This is a genomic window from Micromonospora sp. WMMD737 (assembly GCF_049179055.1).
GTDB lineage: Bacteria > Actinomycetota > Actinomycetes > Mycobacteriales > Micromonosporaceae > Micromonospora > Micromonospora reichwaldensis.
On record NZ_JBMHMH010000001.1, the window covers coordinates 7,467,942 to 7,485,762 of the forward strand.

Consider the following 17,821-nt stretch of genomic DNA (forward strand, 5'->3'; position numbering starts at 1 on the left):
ATCGTGAAGGTCGGAATCCCCCGCGAGGTCAAGAACCACGAGTACCGCGTGGCGATCACGCCGGCGGGCGTCAACGAGTTCGTCCGCAGCGGTCACCAGGTCTTCGTCGAGTCCGGCGCCGGCGTCGGGTCCAGCATCGGCGACGACGAGTTCGCCGCCGCCGGTGCCAAGATCCTGGCCACCGCCGACGAGGTGTGGGAGACCGCCGAGCTGGTGCTCAAGGTCAAGGAGCCGATCGCCGAGGAGTACCACCGGATGCGCGAGGGGCAGGTGCTCTTCACCTACCTGCACCTGGCCGCCTCGAAGGCGTGCACCGACGCGCTCGTCGACCGCAAGGTCACCGGCATCGCGTACGAGACCGTCGAGCTGCCCGACCGGTCGCTGCCGCTGCTCGCCCCGATGTCCGAGGTGGCCGGTCGCCTCGCCCCGCAGGTGGGCGCCTACCACCTCCAGCGGCAGGGCGGCGGGCGCGGCATCCTGATGGGCGGCGTCTCCGGCGTGTACGCCGCGAAGACCGTGGTCATCGGCGCCGGCGTCTCCGGCATGAACGCCGCCGCGATCGCGCTCGGCCTGCAGGCCGAGGTGCTGCTGCTGGACAAGAACGTCGCCCGGCTGCGCCAGGCCGACGCCATCTACCGGGGCCACCTGCAGACGGTCGCCTCCAACGCGTACGAGATCGAGCGGGCCGTGCTGGACGCGGACCTCGTCATCGGCGCGGTGCTGGTGCCGGGCGCGAAGGCCCCGACCCTGATCTCCAACGAGCTGGTCTCCCGGATGAAGCCGGGCAGCGTGCTCGTCGACATCTCCATCGACCAGGGCGGCTGCTTCGAGGACTCGCGTCCCACCACGCACGCCGAGCCGACCTACCAGGTGCACGACTCGATCTTCTACTGCGTGGCGAACATGCCGGGCGCGGTGCCGCACACCAGCACCTACGCGCTGACCAACGTCACCCTGCCGTACGCGCTGGAGCTGGCCAACCACGGCTGGCGCGAGGCGCTGCGTCGCGACCCGGCCCTGGCGCTGGGCCTGAACACCCACGACGGGCAGGTCACCTACGGCCCGGTCGCCGAGGCGCACGGCATGGCGCCCCTCGCGCTGGCCGACGCGCTGGCCTGAGAGGTGGCGGGCTGACCGGAACACCGGACAGGGCCGGCGCGGGCGTGGAGCCCGCGCCGGCCCTGCGTCGTGCCGTCCGCGGCTACCTCGACCACCTCACCGTCGAACGGGGACTGTCGGCGAACACGCTCGCGTCGTACCGGCGGGACCTGGAGCGCTACCTGGACACCCTGGCGGCGGCCGGCGTGCCGGACCTGGCCGCCGTCGGCCCCGGGCAGGTCGAGGCGCACCTGGCCCGGCTGCGCGCCGGCGACGGGGAGCATCCGCCGCTCGCGGTCGCCTCCGCCGCGCGGGCGGCCAGCGCGGTACGCGGCCTGCACCGGTTCGCGCTGCGCGAGGGGCTGGCCGGCGCCGACCCGAGCCGGGACGTCCGCCCGCCCACGCCGCCGCGCCGGCTGCCCCGCGCGCTGCCGGCCGACGCCGTGGTGCGGCTGCTGGAGACCGCCGGGTCGCTGACCGCCGCCGGGGACCAGGCGCCGCTCGCGCTGCGCGACCGGGCGCTGCTGGAATTCCTGTACGGCACCGGGGCGCGCATCTCCGAGGCGGTCGGCGCCGCCGTGGACGACCTGGACGTGGACGAGGGCACCGTGCTGCTGCGCGGCAAGGGCGGCCGCACCCGGCTCGTCCCGGTCGGGGGGTACGCCGTCGAGGCGGTGCGGGCCTGGCTGGTGCGGGCCCGCCCCGGGCTCGCCGCCGCCGGCCGGGGCACTCCGGCGGTCTTCCTCAACGCCCGCGGCGGCGCGCTGACCCGGCAGGGTGCGTGGACCATCCTGCGTCGCGCCGCCCAGCGGGCCGGGCTGCCGGTGGACGGCCCGGACGCGGTCTCCCCGCATACCCTGCGCCACTCCTACGCCACCCACCTGCTCGACGGCGGCGCGGACGTACGGGTGGTGCAGGAGCTGCTCGGCCACGCCTCGGTGACCACCACCCAGGTCTACACCCTGGTCACGGTCGAGCGCCTGCGCGAGGTGTACGCCACGGCCCATCCCCGGGCGCGGGGTTGACCCCGCCCGGCTCTGGCCCCGGCCCCGCCCGGCTCTGGCCCCGGCCCCGCCCGGCTCTGGCTCCGGCCCTCTGCCCCGGCTCTGGCCCCGGCTCCGGCAGCCGCTCGGCCCCGGCCCAGGCGCGGGACCGACCGGGCGGCCTGCCAGGGGTGATCGCCGCCGGCCGGCAGGGGCGGCGCGACGGTGTCCGGGGCGGCGCGCGCAGGACGCCGCCGGTGGCTGGCCTGGTCGGCGGGGCGGCGACACGCCGAGCGGGTGCGACCGGGCCGCCGGGCGGTGGCGTACAGTCGGCATCGGCGCGGACCTCCTGGGGCGATGGTGATGCAGACCGGGGTGCGCAGCGGCGCCGCGAAGGACGTCGGACGGCTCCGACGCCGGGTGGTCGTCGGGAGGGGGCAACGAGCACATGGCTGGCAACGGTGACCGTGCCGAGACCTGGACGTCGGAGCTCCGCGAGCAGCAGGCCACGCTCGGGGCGGATCTCGGTCCGGCGGATCCGGCGGCATACACGATGCGTAAGCCGATTCCCGAGCCGATGCCGACCGACCGGCATGGCCCGGCCCGGATCATCGCGATGGCCAACCAGAAGGGTGGTGTGGGCAAGACCACCACGACCATCAACCTGGGCGCCGCACTGGCCGAGTACGGCCGCAAGGTGCTGCTCGTCGACTTCGACCCGCAGGGCGCCCTCTCGGTCGGGCTGGGGGTCAACCCGCACAACCTCGACCTGTCGGTCTACAACCTGCTCATGCAGGACGACGTCACCGCCGAGGACGTCCTGATCAAGACCGACGTGGCGGGGCTGCACCTGCTGCCGGCCAACATCGACCTCTCCGCGGCCGAGATCCAGCTGGTCAACGAGGTCGCCCGGGAGATGGCCCTGGCCCGCGTGCTCCGGTCGGTCCGCAAGGAGTACGACTACATCCTGATCGACTGCCAGCCCTCGCTGGGCCTGCTGGCGATCAACGCGCTGACCGTGGCGCACGGCGTGCTCATCCCGCTGGAGTGCGAGTTCTTCAGCCTGCGCGGGGTGGCCCTGCTGCTGGACACCATCGACAAGGTGCGCGAGCGGCTCAACTTCGACCTGGAGCTCGAGGGCATCCTCGCCACCATGTACGACAGCCGCACCACCCACTGCCGGCAGGTGCTCCAGCGGGTGGTGGAGGCCTTCGGCGACAAGGTCTACCAGACGGTGATCACCAAGACCGTCAAGTTCCCCGAGTCCACCGTCGCCGGTGCCCCGATCACCACGCTCGATCCGGCCTCGTCCGGCGCCCGCAACTACCGCCAACTGGCCCGCGAGGTGATCGCCGCCCAGGCCGAGCGGTAGGCCGGCGTGCACCTTCGCGCCGAGCCGGCCGGGGCGTGGACTACGGTCACCCGGTGACCGCGCCACCCCTCGACCCTCCGACGACGCCGGAGCAGCCGCCCGTACGGGCCGCCGGGGCCGTCGCCGAGGTGCCGACGGATCCGGCCGGCGTGCCGGGGGCGGCGGATCCGGCCGGCGTGCCCGAGGCGGCGGCGGAGAGCGGCGGGTTCACCGTCCGGCTGGCGAACTTCACCGGCCCGTTCGACCTGCTGCTCCAGTTGATCGGCAAGCACAAGCTCGACGTGACCGAGGTGGCGCTGCACCGGGTCACCGACGAGTTCATCGCCTACATCCGCGCGATGGGCGACCAGTGGGACCTGGACGAGGCCAGCGAGTTCCTGCTCATCGCCGCGACCCTGCTCGATCTGAAGGCGGCCCGGCTGCTGCCCGCCGCCGAGGTCGAGGACGAGGAGGACCTGGCGCTGCTGGAGGCGCGGGACCTGCTCTTCGCCCGGCTGTTGCAGTACAAGGCGTACAAGGAGGCGGCGGCGCACATCGCCGCGCTGGAGGAGGTCGGCGGCCGGCGCTACCCCCGCGCGGTCACCCTGGAGGCCCGGTACGCCGACGCGCTGCCCGACCTGGTGCTCGGCATCGGCCCGGAGCGGCTGCTGAAGCTGGCGATCAGGGCGATGACGCCGAAGCCGGTGCCCGAGGTGTCCATCGCCCACGTGCACATGGTCCGGGTCAGCGTCCGGGAGCACGCGGGCATCCTCGCCGAGCGGCTGCGCCGGGTCGGCACGGCCACCTTCTCGCTCCTCTGCGCCGACTGCGAGGCCACCCTGGAGGTGGTGGCCCGGTTCCTGGCGCTGCTGGAGCTCTACCGGGAGGGCCTGGTCGCCTTCGTCCAGGAGCAGGCCCTGGAGGAGCTGACCGTACGCTGGACGGGTCCCGCCGACGGCGGCCCCGACCTGCACGTCGACGAGTACGCCGGCACCCCGCCCGAGTCGGCCGGCTCCGGCCTGCTGCCGGCGGCGTCGGCCGAGCGGCGGCCGGTGCCGGACGGCACGGCGGACGAGGGCGGCTCAGACACGGTCGCAGGTGCGCTGGCGGCCGACACCGCATCGGCGGCGGACGCCGGGCTGGCCGAGGTCGACGCCGGAGCTGCGCCGGAGGACGCGGGTTCGGCCGTGGTGGACGCAGGATCGCCGCCGGGTGCGACGACGGACACCGGATGGGTGGCCGACAAGGGATTGGCACCGGGTGCGACGGCGGACACTGGATCGGTGGTCGACAGCGGATCGGCGACGGACGCCGGTTCGGGGGCGGACGCCGGATCGGCAGAGGCTGACAGCGGATCGGCGTCGGGTGCGGCGGTGGTGGAGAGCGGGACGTCGTCGGGTGTGGCGGCGGACGGGAGCCGGGCGGCGACGCCGGAGGAGCGAGCGGGATGAGCAGCGACGAGCGTCGGGACTCCCTGGCCGACCAGGCCGCCGCCTGGGTGCCGCCCTGGCAGCGCCCCACGACCCCCGCCACGGCCCCCGACACCGGAGATCTTGGTACTTCCGCGCCCCCGGAGGGGCCCGAACCTACCAAGATCTCCGAGGACTCCGACGCCGCACCGGAGGCGGGTGCGGGGGCGGGCTCGGGCGCGGCGACCGCGAACGGGGGCCAGCCCGGGGACCCGGCAGGGACTGAAGCGGCGGCACCGGCGGCAGGGCTTGAGGCGGCGGCACCGGCGGCTGCGCCCGAGGAACCGGCATCGGCGGTCGGGTCGGCGGGGTCGGCCGGGAAGAGCGGGGCTGCGGTCGGGCCGGCGGGAAGTGGAGCGGCGGGGGAGAGCGGGGCCGCAGTCGGGCCGGCGGGAAGCGGACCGGCGGGGGGCGTACCCGCGAAGGGGCCGGCGGGGCGGCGGCGGGCGGTGCCCGAGCCGGCGCCGGAACTCGACGACGCGGAGCTGCGCGGAGCGCTCGAGGCGATCCTGCTGGTGGTGGACGAGCCGGTCAGCGAGCTGGTCCTCGCCCAGGTGCTGGAGCAGCCCGCCGAGCGGATCGGGCCGGTGCTGGACGAGATCGCCGCGGGCTACACGGCCGCCGGACACGGCTTCGAGCTGCGCCGGGCCGCGGGTGGCTGGCGTCTCTACACCCGCCCGGAATACGCCACCTACGTGGAACGGTTCGTACTGGACGGGCAGTCCGTGCGGCTGACCCAGGCCGCGCTGGAGACACTGGCCGTGGTCGCCTACAAGCAGCCAGTGACCCGGTCGCGGATCTCCGCCATCCGGGGTGTCAACTGCGACGGGGTGATCCGTACCCTGGTCTCCCGCGGGTTGGTCGAGGAGTGCGGCACCGAACCGGACAGCGGGGCGTTCCTCTACCGGACCACCACGATGTTCCTGGAGAAGCTCGGGCTGAACAGCGTCGACGACCTCCCGCCGCTGGCCCCGTTCCTTCCCGACGACGTAGAAGAGCTTGCCGATGCCACGCGATGACCGCACGCCCCGCCCCGACGCGCCCGCCTTCGAGGGGGCCGAGCGCCTGCAGAAGGTGCTGGCCGCCGCCGGCGTGGGTTCCCGGCGCGCCTGCGAAGACCTGATCTTCCGTCGCCGGGTCACCGTCGACGGCCGGGTCGCCCAGCTCGGCGACAAGGTCGACCCCGCCACCGCCGTGATCCACGTCGACGGCGAGCGCCTCGTCGCCGACACCCGACTGGTCTACCTGGCCATGAACAAGCCCCGCGGGGTCGTCTCCACGATGGCCGACGAGAAGGGCCGCACGGCGCTCGCCGACTTCCTCGGCAACCGGGTGGAGCAGCGGGTCTACCACGTCGGGCGGCTCGACGCCGACAGCGAGGGCCTGCTGCTGCTCACCAACGACGGCACCCTCGCGCACCGGCTGATGCACCCGTCGTACGGGGTGCAGAAGACGTACCTGTGCGAGGTGTCCGGGCCGATCCCGCGCAACCTCGGCAAGCGGCTGATGGCCGGCGTGGAACTCGAGGACGGCCCGGTGAAGATCGACTCCTTCCGGGTGGTGGACACGCTGGGACGTTCCGCCCAGGTGGAGCTGAGCCTGCACGAGGGGCGCAAGCACATCGTCCGCCGGCTGCTCGACGAGGTGGGCCACCCGGTGAGCCGGCTGGTGCGTACCGCGATCGGGCCGATCCGGCTGGGCGACCTGCGCGCGGGGCGGACGCGGCGGCTGACCAACGCGGAGGTCGCCGCCCTGTTCAAGGCCGTGGGTGACTGACCCCCGAGTTCGGGGTACGGCTGCCGGTAGGCTCCCTGGCGGCCCGGCGCGGGCGGCGCCCACCGGGCGGCGCGACGCCGGGCATCATTGAGAACGTTTGGACAACCGCTCGCGACACATCCGGTGTTTCGTGAGGTACGGGCTGAGGAGGACGACGGTGGAGGAAAACGAACGGGCCGGGCGATGTGTGGTCGCTGTGGACGGACCGTCCGGTTCGGGTAAGTCCACCGTCTCCCGGCGGCTCGCCGTCGGCCTCGGTGCCCGCTACCTCGACACCGGCGCCATGTACCGCGCCATCACCTGGGCTGTGCTGCGCTCGGGGGTCGACCTGACCGACGCCGAGTCGGTGGCCAAGGTCGCCGGCGAGGTGGACCTGCGCATCGGCACCGACCCGCAGGGGTACGGCGTGACCGCCGACGGCGTGAACGTCGACGCCGAGATCCGTGGGCCGGAGGTGACCGGGGCGGTCTCCGCCGTGGCTGCCGTGCCGGCGGTGCGCGCGCTGCTGGTCACCCGGCAGCAGGAGATGATCACCAATGCCGGCCGGATCGTGGTCGAGGGTCGCGACATCGGGTCCGTGGTGGCCCCGGACGCCGACCTGAAGGTCTACCTCACCGCCTCCGAGGCGGCCCGGGCCGCCCGACGCAGCGCCGAAGACGCCACCGACGTGGCGGCGACGGCGGCCGACCTGGCCCGGCGGGACCGGCTCGACTCGACGCGCAAGGCCGACCCGCTGACCCAGGCCGCCGACGCCGTGGTGCTGGACACCACCGAGTTGGGCATCGACGAGGTCGTCGGGCGCCTGCGCGACCTGCTGACCGATCGGGGAGTGGCATGACCGACACCGACGGGTGGATCGAGCTGCGGGAACCGGACGTCGACACCGAGGAGCCGACCGGTCCGCAGCCGGTAGTGGCCGTGGTCGGCCGCCCCAACGTGGGCAAGTCGACCCTGGTCAACCGGATCATCGGCCGTCGTCAGGCGGTCGTCGAGGACGTCCCCGGGGTCACCCGGGACCGGGTGCCGTACGACGCGCAGTGGGCCGGCCGGCAGTTCACCGTGGTGGACACCGGCGGCTGGGAGCCCGACGCCAAGGACCGGGCCGCCGCGATCGCGGCGCAGGCCGAGACGGCGGTCGTCACGGCCGACGTGGTGCTGTTCGTGGTCGACGCGATGGTCGGCTCGACGGACGTGGACGAGGCGGCCGTACGGATGCTGCGCCGCAGCGCCAAGCCGGTGATCCTGGTCGCGAACAAGGCCGACAACACCGCCATCGAGATGGAGGCCACCTCGCTGTGGTCGCTGGGCCTGGGTGAGCCGTACCCGGTGTCGGCGCTGCACGGACGTGGTTCCGGCGACCTGCTCGACGCCATCATGGCCGCGCTGCCGGAGGCCCCGAAGATCGTCGAGAACCGCCCGCGCGGCCCGCGCCGGGTGGCCCTCGTCGGCCGGCCGAACGTCGGCAAGTCCAGCCTGCTCAACCGCTTCTCGGGCGAGGAGCGGGCGGTCGTCGACTCGGTCGCCGGCACCACCGTGGACCCGGTCGACAGCCTTGTCGAGATCGGCGGGGAGACCTGGCAACTGGTCGACACGGCGGGCCTGCGCAAGCGGGTCGGCAAGGCCAGCGGCACCGAGTACTACGCCAGCCTGCGGACCGCCGGGGCGATCGAGGCCGCCGAGGTCGCCGTGGTGCTGCTGGACTCCAGTGAGCCCATCAGCGAGCAGGACCAGCGCATCCTGTCCATGGTCACCGAGGCCGGCCGGGCGCTGGTGATCGCCTTCAACAAGTGGGACCTGGTCGACGCCGACCGCCGGTACTACCTGGACAAGGAGATCGAGCGCGAGCTGCGCCGCATCCCGTGGGCGATCCGGCTCAACCTGTCGGCGCAGACCGGCCGGGCGGTCGACAAGCTCGCGCCGGCGCTGCGCAAGGCCCTGGCCAGCTGGGAGACGCGCGTACCGACCGCGCAGCTCAACTCGTGGCTGACCGCGCTGGTGCAGGCGACTCCGCACCCGGTGCGGGGCGGTCGGGCACCGAAGATCCTCTTCGCCACCCAGGCGGGCGTGGCGCCGCCGCGCTTCGTGCTGTTCACCACGGCTCCGCTGGACGCCGGCTACCAGCGGTTCGTCGAGCGCAAGCTGCGCGAGGAGTTCGGCTACGAGGGCAGCCCGATCGAGATCTCCGTACGCCCCCGCAAGAAGCTCGGCCCCGGCGGCCGGGGCAAGGCGCACGGCTGACCCGACCGATCGAAAGCCGGGTGGGAGCAGGCTCCCACCCGGCTTTTTCGCTGCCCTCAACTTCCCTATCCTCCTAGGATGCCGTAGAGGATGTGCGCTTCACGACGCGTTCCGGCACGGGAGGGGGCAGTGCGGACGGCGCGAAGATCCTGCGCTAAGCTGTACCGGCTGTCGCGGGGAGATCCGCGCGAGAGCATCGGGACGTGGCGCAGCTTGGTAGCGCACTTGACTGGGGGTCAAGGGGTCGTCGGTTCGAATCCGGCCGTCCCGACGGTGTGAAGTAGCAGGTCAGTGGCATCTCCGCTGAAGCGGAGATGCCCTGCTTCTGGTGGCTGGGGACCACTTGGGGACCCAAAGTGGTCGCCATGCCCCTGATCGAGCGTCGCTCCGGGGTCAGGAGGGCTTGTGTCAGGGTTCGAGGTCAAGCTCCATTCAGAGCATGAACACCTTGCCGAACTCTGCTCGATGTACTGGGCCACGGGGGAGGACGGTGCGTTCCTATACACCGTCAAAGCCCTAGCTGAACGATTTAACGAACCCTTCAAGATAAGCAAGATCGTCTCCGAGGCATGCTATGCAGTGTCATTGGAACGTCGCTGCAACCACTGTGGTAAGGGCTTCGTCTACAGGTCACGGGCGCAGTGGACGACAGGCGCCAGGAACGCGAATCTTCCGTGCCGGAGTTGCAGCGAAGAGAAGCAGCGAAGGCGGGAAGAGCAGCGGCAGCGCGAGGAGGCTGCCTTTGCTGCGATCATCCTCGAACGCTTTCCTGTCGTGGAGGGCGAGTTGGCACCTCGTGCCGAGAACCTTGATATGCCAGTGGCATTTGCTCTGGCAGCGATTCTCGAAGACGCTGAAGAAACCTCGCGCGGGATCACCATTCCAGTAGCCAAGCGTACCGATCGTTTGACCCCAACTTTCGACTATGACTTCAGCCTGCTTAGTTCATTGACCGATTCGGGGCTGTTGCGGCTGCATCCTTCCTCATCGCGCGATGCCTTCGTTTGGAACGATGATGGCACCCTAGGCGACTCCCACTATCCCGCACTTGTTTCTTACTACCTGCCGGGTAGTGGTCCTCTTGAGGACCGGGCCGAGAAATATCTAAAGAGTTTCGCTGAAGTCGTGTCTCGTGAAGCTTGGCCCGATCGGTGGATTGGTCAGTTCTCTAGGTTCTGGGTCGACGTGGCTGTTGCTGAGTGCAAAGCTTACCTAGTCCATATGCTTGAACGTCATGGCTTGGATTTCACGCCGGGGCAGAAGACGGACGATGTATTTCGTCGCGCTCTTAAATGGTTCTCCATCGGTCAGGTATTTTACTTCATTTGGCGAGCCGCAAAGGAAAGTGCTGCCTACCTCGCAAGGGAGAGGGTCCCCGCAAAGCAGGCTGCTAATAGCGCGGTGACGAGGATCTCGGGGGAAGTGGACCGAGCCTACGCTCAAGGCTGGCAAGTGAGTGTTTATCACAGAGACTCGCGTCTGCCGCTGTCCACCTTGTCGCATATTCTCTTTTCAAGAGCGTTAAGGCTCGACGATCCGATGTCCTATTCGCCGGTCGATCTTCCTCCTAGGCGAGCAGGGCTTGAGCTTTCTTGGGGGAAGATCGACTCGGCAACCTTTGAACGACTCATCTTTCAATTGGTGGTTGAAACGGAAGGGTATGAGAACGTTGATTGGCTGATGCATACCAACGCTCCGGACCACGGTCGCGATATAAGCGCAGTGCGTCTACGTAAAGACCCATTGAGCGGTCACAGTTCGCAGAGGGTTGCAATCCAGTGTAAGCATTGGCTTTCAACTTCGGTGCGCGATGTGGATGCAAACCAGGCGGTAGTGAGTTTGGGGCATTGGCAAGATCCGCCGTTCGATGTGCTTGTCATCGCTACGAGTGGCAGATTCACAGCAGATGCTGTGACTTGGATTGAACGGCATAACGCGCGGAATGGGCGCCCAGTTATTGAAGTCTGGAACGATGCCAGCTTGGAGGCTCTCCTCAGTGAACGGCCGCACCTGATTCGGGCCTACGAACTTCGATAAGCTTCGCTTGCGATACTGGCTGCGGAGACGGCCTTTTAATGTCTTGTCGTGGGCTCCCTGTATGGCTGTGCTGGAGCGGGAAACTTTGACCCGCTCCAGCACGATAGAGACGCCGCTGTTAGATCGCGAGTAGTCCAGAGTAACCCGAGTGGCGAGCCTTTAGATGGGCACTTAGTGCGGTGCCGGCATCCGTGATGGTCTGTCGGTCCGGGTGAAGATACCTCTGGGTCGTGGTGAGCGACCCATGCCCGGCGATCTTCCGTAAAACGTGCACCGGTACCCCGGCGTCAGCCATCCAGGTCAGCCCGGTGTGCCGCAGGTCGTGCCGGCGTAGATGTTCGTAGCCCAGCTTTGTCACCACCTCGTCCCAGTGCGTCGCGTCCCGCAGCACGGCGGTGCTGATCCGTCCACCACGCGGCCCGGTGAACAGTCGGGAGTGCGGCTCGGCGACCGAGTCCAGGCGGCGAGCGACGATCGGTCGCACTTCCTCGATCAGCGGAACCACGCGTGCGCGCTTCCCCTTGGTGCCCTTGTCGACCAGGCCGCCGGGGCTGGGCGTGGTTTGTCGGCGTACCGTCCACATCCACAATTTCCGGTCGATGTCCTCGGCGCGGACGCCGGAAACCTCGCCGATTCTGGCCGCTGTGCAGGCGGCGAAGATGACGACGTCTCCCCATCCGGGAAAGGCGTTGGCGGATCGTTCCACCAGCGCGGCGGCGAGCGTGGTCAGCGATTCCCAGTCGGGCAGGGCGAGCGTGCGCGGGTCGTCCAACTCGTCTTCTGCTTGCCGGTATTCGCGCTGCCAACCGGTTACCTGTGCGGGATTGCGTGGGATGATGCCGTCCCGTACGCCCTGCTCCATCACCCGGACCAGCACGGCAAGACTATTCTTGACCGTGGAACGGCTGCACTCGTCGGCAATCCAGCCGTGCACGGCCCGGTCAACGGCACCGTTCGTGATCATTCGTACGGGGATGTGACCGAGGGCGGGCACCACCCGTTTCCGCCAGCCGGCGAGGTATGGATCTAGCGTCTTCCGCTCCAGGCCACGTAGCGCCAGCGTCATCACGCCCTCGCCGTATTCGGCCAGTCGCTTTGTCGCGGCGACTGGGTCGACGCCGCCTTGCGCTGCACTGGCCATCCTGTCGATCCATGCTTGGGCCTCTTCGGGGGTGGCGACCGTCGTCGACTTGGACAGCCGGCGCTTTGTGGTTGGGTCGACCCATCGGACGCGCGCCCGGTAGGGACGATCTCGGCCTGGACGGAACTCCACATCGGAGGCGAGGTGCACGCCGATAGGTGCCTGCTGCGGAGGGGCCATCATGCCGCCTTCGGATAGACCCGGCGAGCGGAGAGCCATCGCTCTACGTCGGCCGTCGCGTACTTCACCACGCGGTCGGAAATCTGAATGAACGGCGGACCCTGCAAGGGCGGGACAGTACGCCACCGCCGGATGGTCGACGGGTCGACGTCGAGCAGTCCGGCAAGCTCCTCGGTGGACATGAACGGCTTCGGCGAGAGCCGCATGACGTTCTCTACCTCCGGTGAGGTGGGCGTTTCTGGCGGGAAGTTCTGCGTCACGAGTCGCACGGTGAGCGCCTTTCGGGCGAGAGGTGCCATCGAGAAAGGGTTGGGAAGGTCAGGCTGTAGGGACGCGCTGGGCGGCCCCCTGAGAGCGCCATGAAGCCAAGATCTGCGGCGGGCGGGGGTGAAGGGATGCGCCGGAGTGTCTGTGTGGCTCTCAGCGGGCCGCCCTACGTCGGCGGGCGGCGGGTGGTTGGTGTGTTGCTGCGCGGGAGGGCTGAACCATCTCCGCATCTCCGCATCTCCGCAAACATGGCTGTGAGCTGGGCGAATGCTTGCGGAGATGCGGAGTTCCGTTGAGGGGTCATCTCCGCAAGAGGCCGTCATCTCCGCAGTCGGTTGCGGAGATGCGGAGATCGATGATCCTCTAGGTTTTGATCTCCGCAGAGTGTTTCCCCTGGTGGAGCGGGGTTGGTGCGGCGTTGCGGAGATGCGGAGATGGTTCAGCGGGTTTCACCCCTGGTGGCGTTCGACCCAGAACACGGACCGGTCGCCGCGGTCGTTCTTGCCGGCTCGGATGACGTGATCGCCGCGCCAGCGTCCGGCCTGCCCGGTGAGCAGCCGGCCGAGTTGCAGCGGGTTGGGTAGCCGGCCGTTGTGGGTGGTGATGAACTGCCCGTCCCACGGGTCGTTGACGTCGCTGCCGAGGTGCATGGGTTCGGCGTCTTGGCGGAGTTCGGCGGCGGTCATTGCACGGCTGCCGTGGCGGTCGTGCCAGCAGGTGAGGAATGCGCGCCAGCGCGTTTCGTCTTCATCGATTTCACGGATGTCGGCGGCGTTGGTGAGGAACCCGTCGATGCCGTGGTGCGCGAGGAACCCGCCGAGGGCTTGCGCCCACGGCGTGAACTGCCGCATCGACAACCCCGTCACCCGTGGCGCACCTCGCCGCGTCCAGTCGAGCACGAGGACCAGGAGGTGCCACAGGACGGTGAGTTGGTTGGCGGGGTCGGTGATCCACTGGTCGAGGTGGGGGATGCCGAACCCTCGTTGGTCGCGCAGCTCGGGGCGGGGCATGTTCGGGTCGAGGTGCACCCGCACCGTGCGGGACGCCATGTCCCCGCCGACTTGCAAGTTGTTGCCGGTGGCCATCCATAGCCGGTCGTTGACGGTGGCGACGTTGCGCGACGCCCCTAGCTGTCGGTCGGACCACACGCCGGAGGTGACGAGTTGGGCGAGCACGGCGGAGTCGATGACGGTGCCTTCGGCGAGGTTGTCCCAGATGACCACGCCGACCTGCTCGGCGAGAACCGCGGTGATGCTTTTGCGGAGTTCTTCGTCGGAGTAGGCCCAGGTCATGACGCGCTGGCCGTAGAGCATTCCCGGCCCGGCGGTGAGGATCGTCTTCCCGGATGACGGCATGGTGGCGTCGATGAGCGCGAACGGCGTCAGGCTGCGGGTGAAGTGCCGCAGGATCGGCGTGGCCAGCAGCGCCACGTAGTTCGCTCGATCGGCAGCGGACGCCCACGGGAAGTCACGCAGGAACCGGCCGAGCAGGAACGTACGCGCCTCCTCCACCTGCTCGGCGGTGGGCTCATCCGGCACGGGCGGCAGCGCCACCTTGGACGCGAGGTAGAGGCCAGTCGCCGGGTCGTAGCCGGGCCGCTGCAACAGGGTGCCGTCACGGCGCAGCACCGGGGCACCGATGATCCCGCGCAGCGGCGGCACGCCCGGCCACGTCTTGCCGGCCAGCACCGACGACAGGATGTCGCGGGGCGGGGTCACCTCGTCTTCAAACATCTCCGGGTCGCCGGTGTCGCTCTTGCGGGTCTTGAGCCGGTACACGTAGGCGTGTTCCGCGAGCAGCCCGGCCAGGCCGGCGGGGTTGACCATGCTCGCCGACACCGGCAGCGGCGAATCTTCGTCAGCGGCGGTGGCCAGGCCACCGGAGACGGCCTCCATGTGGACCAGCGACCCGGCCGACACGTACGTGTCGGGTAGCAACCCGTCGACGAGCGCGGCCTTGAGCACGCGGATGGTCTCCGGCCCGGAGCCGATCTGTAGGCGGGTGGTCATGCCGCCGCCCTTCCGATGGTGGCGAGACTTCGCGGGTTACGTGCCCCGGTGCGCAGGCCGGACGCGATCGTGCGAGCGACCTCGGCGGGCCGCAGGCCGATCGACAACGCAGCCGGTTCCAAAACGGCGGTCACATCGTCGTCGGTGAGCGCCCCGCCGGCGGCCAGCTGGCCGAGGGCGACGGCGGAGGTGAACAGGGCGTGGTTGCGCTGCCCGTCCGGGGCGGCGGTGAGGTGGGCGACCTGGCGGCGGATCGCCGCTGCCACGTAGGGGCCGTGCCGGTCGGCCGGCAGTGCCACCGGGGCGGGTCGGTAGGCCGGTCTTGGGGCGGGGGTGAGTAGCCCGGCCAGCCATGCGGGCAGCGGCGCCGGTTCGCAGTCCAGCGCCACCGTGTACGGGCGGCCGGCGACGGTGCTGCCGGCGGCGACGACGTAGCCGCCGTGCGCGCGGGTGTCGACCTTCCACCCCAACCCGCCCCGCTCGCCGGTCGTGTTGCGCAACTCGGGGCCGCCGGTCGGGTGGCGGTAGTACAGGTGACTTCCGCCCCGGCCGGTGGTGACGGTGTATGTGGTGTCGATGCTGCCGCCGTGGCGGGCGGCGAGGGTGGTGAGTACGTCCAGGCCGTTACGCGCCCCGGCCCATTCGGCGGGCGGGGTGTCGTCGGGGCGCTTCGGCACGTCCAGGTCGACCACCGCCAGCGCGGACGGGCCGCACGCGATACCGACGCCGTAGGGGCGCGTCGACCATGCGCGCCGGATGCGGTTCGGGTCGGTCGTGGCGCGGGGTTCCCAGCCGAGGTGTTGGCCGGCGGCGTGGCAGCGCGGGTCGAGCTGGGTGCAGGTGTCGGCGGTGTGGTCGGGGAAGGCGGGTCGCTTGTCGTCGGGGCGCAGCGGGAAGACGTGCCATCCGCGCGCGGCGTGGGCAAGAGCAGCGGCCAACAGGCCAGGATCGGGCATGAGGTCCCTTCCTTCGGTCGATGGCGGACACAGGGGCGTAGAGGGCGGCTCTGGCCGCCCCGCGAGCGCTGAGGGCGTGTGAGCCGGGCAGCGGGGGCCTTGCAGGCAGGGCCGGACGTCATGGGTGGTGTGGCAGTAGCGGGCGGCGGTGCCGATCCAGTGGCGGCACCGCCCGCCGGTCACTGCCCGGCCCGCCCGGGTCGAGGCCGGGCCGCAATGGCCGCCCGGGTCACGGCCTGGCGCAGGTCACCGAGTAGCCCGACCAACTGGCGGCGGGCGGCCAGTTCGCCGGGGGCGAGGGCGACCCTGACGCGTACCTCGGCGTGCTCCCGGCCGGTGGCGGTACGCACCCTGACGAGGACGGCGCGGGCGTGGCCGGCGACGTCGACCACGATTTCGTCGGAGCGGTGCTCGCCGAGGTTGCAGCGGTGGTCCCTGCCGCACCAGTCGGTGTGCCCGGCGCGGCGGTTCACGGGTGGCCGTCGCGGTACTCGGCGCGGATGTAGTCGAGCAGCCGACGGCCGGCGCGTACGCGGATGCCGGTGCCGTCGCAGCGGGTGCAGTCGCGACGGGTGCCGATGCTCGTGCGGTGAAAACGCGCACCACGGCAGCGGCGGCAGCGTCCCCACGGCGACGCCGCGCACAGGATCAGATACCACGTTGCGTAACCGAGGGCGGCGAGGCTAGCGAGCGGCAGGATGGTGGTCACAGGATGCCTCCACAGGCCGTTTCGAGGGTGTGGAAGGCTGACGCCGCTAGGAACTAGGGCGCTGGCCAGGGTTGGGATTGGTTGCTAGCGGGGGTGCTAGGTCTAGCGGGGGGTGCCGCTAGACCTAGCGACCGCACGCTGTCCGGGTTAGGCGGCTTTGTCGCCGCGCCGCTTATTACGCTCCGCGACCGCATCGGCGATGTGGGTCCGTTCGATGCCGCGCCGGTTGGCGCCCTTGCCGGTGGCCGGGTCGGTGCCCCATACCTGCCCGGTGGTGATGCCGTAGGGCTTGAGTGCTGCCGTGAGCTGATCGCGGGTCAGCTCCCCGTACGCCTCACGGTTGAGGTCGGCGAGCCGCTCGGTGAGCGTCTCGGCCCATACCTTCGGCTCGGTCGCGGGGACGACGGTGAGGATGTCGTCGAGCAGGGTGTCTCGGCGTGCCGCCGGGGTGGCCGGGGTCTGTCCGATGGCGTGGCCGGTAAGGGTGCCGGCGGCTTCGCGTAGGGCGCGTGCCCGGTCGGTGATCTTCTCGGCGGTGGGGCCGTCGACGTAGAAGGTGCGAACGATCTGCGCGTCGTCGGCGGCGCCGACGAGGTAGCCGACGCCCTTGTCCTTCTTGGCGAACATGGTCGCCCGGATGCCGTTCTTGTAGGCCGAGGTGCCCAGGATCATGTCGTTTTCGATCTGGCCCATGACCCGCAGGCAGAACCGCGTACCGGCGTTCGCCGAGACGCCGGTGGGCAGGCTCTTGGCGTCGGGCCGTTGGGTGGCGACGACGAGGATGACGCCCAGGGCGCGACCGAGCTTGATGATTTTCTCGGCCAGTTCGCCGGCTTCCTTGCCGAACTCCGGGTGCGAGAAGAGTTCCTGCACCTCATCGAGGGCGACGACCAGCCAGTGAAGGCCCAACTTCTTGCGGCGGGCAAGTTCGGGGGTGACCTTGTTGTCCGGGCACACCGCTTTCGGGAGTCCCTTGATGACGGCGGCGCGGCGCTGGCACTCCTTGCGCAGCTCCCGCAACGCCAACAGCCCTTCCTCGGCGGTGTCGTCGTCCTGCCCCGACGCGTACCGGGCGGACACCTTCTCCAGGGGGTCGAGGCCGCCGGTGCCCTTGAAGTCGAAGCACCACAGTTCCGCGTACGGGTCGAGGGCGGCGGCGAGCATCGGCACCTGCGTGGCAGCGGTCTTGCCGTAGCCGGGAATCGACCCGATGAGCAGGTTCGTGTACGGCAGTTCGAAGGAGATGACCCGGCCGCGTGGGTCGGTGCCGAACGGCACCGGACGGCCCAGGTCGAACCCGCCCGTGGCCTTGAGCAGCGGCCACGGCTTCGGCGGGGTGGCGGCCATGTCCTGATCGCCCACCCACAGCAGCAGCCGGCCCGGGTGCACCTCCGGCTGTCCCTCCGGCCACACACAGCCGAGAGGGCGGGTGAGGCCGGCGGCGAGCCGGTCCCGGCGCTCGATCACGTCCCCGGCCGTCACACCGGGCGGCAGGTCGATGTCGGCCCGCCACCCCGGCCCGTCGCGCACGATCGGCGCGGTGAACGCGATAGCGCGCTGTCCCTGCTTGGCGATGGCCTGAGTGATGCCGGAAATACCGAGCACGG

At 70.4% G+C, this 17,821-nt stretch carries 15 protein-coding genes, 1 tRNA gene and 1 pseudogene; 10 read left to right on the top strand and 7 right to left on the bottom strand.

Going from position 1 to position 17,821, the window contains the following annotated elements; translation table 11 throughout:
* Nucleotides 1-3: 3 nt before the first annotated feature.
* From ald to ACN27A_RS33150, 10 genes and pseudogenes are all read left to right on the top strand, one after another.
* Complete coding sequence (gene ald / locus ACN27A_RS33105) at nucleotides 4-1,119, top strand: alanine dehydrogenase (RefSeq protein ID WP_132234416.1); 1,116 nt, start codon at nucleotides 4-6, stop codon at nucleotides 1,117-1,119.
* 11 nt (nucleotides 1,120-1,130) lie between these two features.
* Entirely contained in the window at nucleotides 1,131-2,123 is a 993-nt protein-coding gene (locus ACN27A_RS33110) for a site-specific tyrosine recombinase XerD (RefSeq protein ID WP_421458738.1), read from the top strand.
* 406 nt (nucleotides 2,124-2,529) lie between these two features.
* Nucleotides 2,530-3,453: a ParA family protein gene (locus ACN27A_RS33115; protein WP_121397670.1), complete on the top strand. Its 924-nt coding sequence runs from the start codon at nucleotides 2,530-2,532 to the stop codon at nucleotides 3,451-3,453.
* A gap of 53 nt (nucleotides 3,454-3,506) precedes the next feature.
* Nucleotides 3,507-4,514 (top strand): annotated as a pseudogene (locus ACN27A_RS33120) (segregation and condensation protein A); the annotation flags it as partial.
* 365 nt (nucleotides 4,515-4,879) lie between these two features.
* Nucleotides 4,880-5,920: an SMC-Scp complex subunit ScpB gene (scpB, locus tag ACN27A_RS33125; protein ID WP_421458326.1), complete on the top strand. Its 1,041-nt coding sequence runs from the start codon at nucleotides 4,880-4,882 to the stop codon at nucleotides 5,918-5,920.
* Nucleotides 5,907-6,677, top strand: coding sequence for a pseudouridine synthase (locus ACN27A_RS33130; RefSeq protein ID WP_421458327.1), 771 nt, complete (start codon nucleotides 5,907-5,909; stop codon nucleotides 6,675-6,677). Before scpB ends, ACN27A_RS33130 begins: the two co-directional genes overlap by 14 nt.
* Before the next feature lie 157 nt (nucleotides 6,678-6,834).
* Nucleotides 6,835-7,515 carry a (d)CMP kinase gene (cmk, locus tag ACN27A_RS33135; protein WP_132234406.1) on the top strand — a complete coding sequence of 227 codons (681 nt, stop codon included), beginning with the start codon at nucleotides 6,835-6,837 and terminating at the stop codon, nucleotides 7,513-7,515.
* Nucleotides 7,512-8,915 carry a ribosome biogenesis GTPase Der gene (der, locus tag ACN27A_RS33140; protein WP_132234404.1) on the top strand — a complete coding sequence of 468 codons (1,404 nt, stop codon included), beginning with the start codon at nucleotides 7,512-7,514 and terminating at the stop codon, nucleotides 8,913-8,915. Before cmk ends, der begins: the two co-directional genes overlap by 4 nt.
* A gap of 197 nt (nucleotides 8,916-9,112) precedes the next feature.
* Nucleotides 9,113-9,186, top strand: a tRNA-Pro gene (locus tag ACN27A_RS33145).
* Nucleotides 9,187-9,320: 134 nt separating this feature from the next.
* A complete protein-coding gene (locus ACN27A_RS33150; RefSeq protein ID WP_421448748.1) occupies nucleotides 9,321-10,952 on the top strand; it encodes a restriction endonuclease in 1,632 nt (543 codons plus the stop codon).
* Nucleotides 10,953-11,070: 118 nt separating this feature from the next.
* Here ACN27A_RS33150 and ACN27A_RS33155 read toward each other — a convergent pair whose 3' ends face one another.
* The 7 genes from ACN27A_RS33155 to ACN27A_RS33185 form a co-directional block, all read right to left on the bottom strand.
* A complete protein-coding gene (locus ACN27A_RS33155) occupies nucleotides 11,071-12,273 on the bottom strand; it encodes a tyrosine-type recombinase/integrase (RefSeq protein WP_421448751.1) in 1,203 nt (400 codons plus the stop codon).
* Nucleotides 12,273-12,479, bottom strand: coding sequence for a helix-turn-helix transcriptional regulator (locus ACN27A_RS33160; RefSeq protein ID WP_350928780.1), 207 nt, complete (start codon nucleotides 12,477-12,479; stop codon nucleotides 12,273-12,275). The genes ACN27A_RS33155 and ACN27A_RS33160 overlap by 1 nt, the downstream gene beginning before the upstream one ends.
* Nucleotides 12,480-12,989: 510 nt before the next feature.
* Nucleotides 12,990-14,549, bottom strand: a complete 1,560-nt coding sequence (locus ACN27A_RS33165) for a hypothetical protein (RefSeq protein WP_421448753.1) — start codon at nucleotides 14,547-14,549, stop codon at nucleotides 12,990-12,992.
* Nucleotides 14,546-15,505 carry a bifunctional DNA primase/polymerase gene (locus tag ACN27A_RS33170; RefSeq protein ID WP_421448726.1) on the bottom strand — a complete coding sequence of 320 codons (960 nt, stop codon included), beginning with the start codon at nucleotides 15,503-15,505 and terminating at the stop codon, nucleotides 14,546-14,548. The genes ACN27A_RS33165 and ACN27A_RS33170 overlap by 4 nt, the downstream gene beginning before the upstream one ends.
* Before the next feature lie 179 nt (nucleotides 15,506-15,684).
* Nucleotides 15,685-15,978: a hypothetical protein gene (locus tag ACN27A_RS33175; RefSeq protein WP_421448727.1), complete on the bottom strand. Its 294-nt coding sequence runs from the start codon at nucleotides 15,976-15,978 to the stop codon at nucleotides 15,685-15,687.
* The gene (locus ACN27A_RS33180; protein ID WP_421448728.1) at nucleotides 15,975-16,214 is read right to left on the bottom strand and encodes a hypothetical protein; all 240 of its coding nucleotides are present in this window, start codon (nucleotides 16,212-16,214) and stop codon (nucleotides 15,975-15,977) included. The genes ACN27A_RS33175 and ACN27A_RS33180 overlap by 4 nt, the downstream gene beginning before the upstream one ends.
* A 147-nt stretch (nucleotides 16,215-16,361) precedes the next feature.
* On the bottom strand, nucleotides 16,362-17,821 hold a 1,460-nt coding region (locus tag ACN27A_RS33185; RefSeq protein ID WP_421458328.1), incomplete at its 5' end, for a cell division protein FtsK.